Annotated in this window: 1 protein-coding gene and 1 pseudogene; one reads left to right on the top strand and one right to left on the bottom strand. The window is 65.1% G+C overall.

Annotated features, from left to right (window positions below):
* The coding region (locus NW857_RS11715; protein ID WP_414369019.1) for a tetratricopeptide repeat protein at window positions 1-1,799 on the bottom strand (1,799 nt) is incomplete at its 3' end.
* A 121-nt stretch (window positions 1,800-1,920) separates the two neighbouring features.
* Between NW857_RS11715 and NW857_RS11710 the strand changes: the two are divergent.
* Window positions 1,921-2,354, top strand: a pseudogene (locus NW857_RS11710) (hypothetical protein); the annotation flags it as partial.

Below are 2,354 nucleotides of genomic sequence, written 5' to 3'. Positions count from 1 at the left end.
TCCCAGGCGCGGTTGTTGAGGGCCACCGCGTCTTCTGGGGTGAGCTCCAGGACGCGCGAGTAGGCTTGCGCCGCTTTCTCTGCATCCCCCAGGTCGCCATAGACCAGGCCCAAGGCAAACCAGCCCCAGGGATCCCGTTCGTTGAGGCGGGTCATCTCTTGGGCGGCGGCAAGGGCTTCTTCCAATCGGCCCAGGCGGCGCAGGCTGGTGATCTGGCCAAACCAGCAGGCAAAGCTGCCAGGACGCTGCTGCACCAAGCTCCGGAACTGCTCCAGGCTGGCCTCGTATTGCCCCAGCTCCTGCTGTGTCACCGCCAGGGCATAGCGAGCCGGGAAGTCCTCTGGCCGGATCTTCAGGGCCTCCTCAAAGTGGATGCAAGCCTCCTTCAGGTAGCCCAATTTCTGGAAGGCCACGCCGCGGGCGTACCAGCTTTTGGGGTTGTCGGCGTCGTAGCGCAGGGCACGTTCCAGGGCTTTGCTGGCCAGCCGATACTGCCCCAGGCGCAGCAGAGCCACCCCTAGGTTGTGGAGCGTAATGGGATCCCGGCGGCGCAGCCGCAGCGAGCGCTTGTAACACTCGATGGCCGAGCGCAGCCGCTGGCAGTGGAACAGGGCATTGCCTTGGTAGCGCCAGACCCGGCCACTTCTGGGGTTGAGCTTCAAAACCCGAGCAAAGCTGGCCGCCGCCGAGCTGGGCCGCCGCAGCCGCCGCAACACGATCCCACGCGCCAGCCAGGTGCGGGGCTGTTGGGGGTTGTAGCGCAGCGCCTTGTTCAGGCTGTTGAGGGCCAGCTTGGGCCGCTTCAGTTGCATGAGGCGAATGCCGCGGTTGTGCCAGGCCAGGGCGTCCTCCGGGTTGCTCTCCAGCACCTTGTCGTAGTTGACCACCGCCGCTTTGTACTGGCCCAGGCGCCCCAGAATCAGGGCCAGGCGCAGCCGCGTCTCCTCGTCGTAGGGGTTGATGCTCAGGGATCCGTTGTAGCTATCCACCGCCTCGCGGTAGCGGGCCAACTGCACCAGCACATCGCCGCGGCGGCTCCAGGCCAGGGCGAAGTTGGGATCCATGTTCAAAGCGCGGTCGTAGGCGGCCAGGGCTTCGGTTAGGTTGCCCCGCTTGCGCCACTCCTCGGCCCGATCGAATTGAATATCGGCGCTGTTCCACTGGAACAGGCGCTGAAGAAATTGCAAAATGGCAATCTTGCGTGCCCCTTCCTCCGGTGTGGCAGAGGGCATTTCGCCGGTGGCAATGCGCAGGATGGCTAGCTGAATGGCTCGTAGGAAAGCTTGGAACCCCCGCACTTCCTCATCTTCAGGAGGTTCCTCGCGGCGGCGGTATTGCAGCCGAAATCGCTGCAGATCTCCAGGGGTGGGGAAGCTGGGATCCAAAAAGTGCATCAGCTCCCGGGCCCGGTACTCAAACAGCACCGGATCTTCCTCAGAGCCGCTAAAATCCAGCAGCGGTGCTTCTGCCAGGGGGCGGGGCAGCTCGGCGGGCGTGTGGAGCAGCGTCAGCAGGCGCTGGTTCTGTCGGGGCGGAGCGTGGGAGAAGCCGCTGTAGAGCTCATCTCTAGGCCAGGGATCGGCAACAAACTCCGGCGAGGCCACCACCCCGATCCAGCGGCATTGTTCGATGGCCAGTTGCAGCTCCAGCCGGCGGTCGTCTCCCGGCTGCAGCATCCAGCGGTCAAACCAGACCTTGAACCCCTCCCGATCCAGCCGCTCGGCCAGTTGCCGCGCCCACCGCGCCTGCTCTCGGTGGTAGCGCAAGAAAAGGTCAAACTTGTAATGCTCGGAAGACATGAACGCCTGCTCGCTGCTCTTTTCCAGCTTATCTTTGCCATCGCCTCGGCGGCCCGAGCACTGCCTCTTCCCCGGCTGCAAGATCGGCGATAGTTGAGGAAGGGTTGGTCAGGAGGGGGAGATGGCAAGCGGAGTGCTGGCGATTGCCGCAGCGATTGGCTTAGTGGTTCTGCTGTTGGAAGCGATTCGCTATCGCCGCTGGGGATCCCTGCGCCGTTGGCAGCCGGCAATGGGACTGGGCCTGGCGGCCCTGGCAGCGCTGGGGGCGGGGCTGGGACAGTTGCCGGAACCGGTTCCGCTGGCCCTGCTGTTGGGAGGGCTGGTGGGACTGGGGCTGCTGGGCTTGGGCGGCTGTGGGCGGGCCGGGCAGGGGCTGGCGGTGCTGCTGCTCAGCTTGGCCACCTGGCAGGGTGTAGCCGGCGGCGCCTTCGAGGGATCTGAGGCGGGAGCTGCTTTTTCCCTGCTGTTGTGGGGCTGCGGCCTGGGGATGGGCTTGGTGGGGATCCCGTTGCTGGGCTGCTTGGCTGAAGAAGAGATGCTGTCTGTGCTGATGGG

The organism is Synechococcus sp. H55.9, assembly GCF_047462355.1.
GTDB lineage: Bacteria > Cyanobacteriota > Cyanobacteriia > Thermostichales > Thermostichaceae > Thermostichus.
Note: the sequence above shows the minus strand (reverse complement) of the source record. Positions and strands in the feature narration are given on the sequence as shown.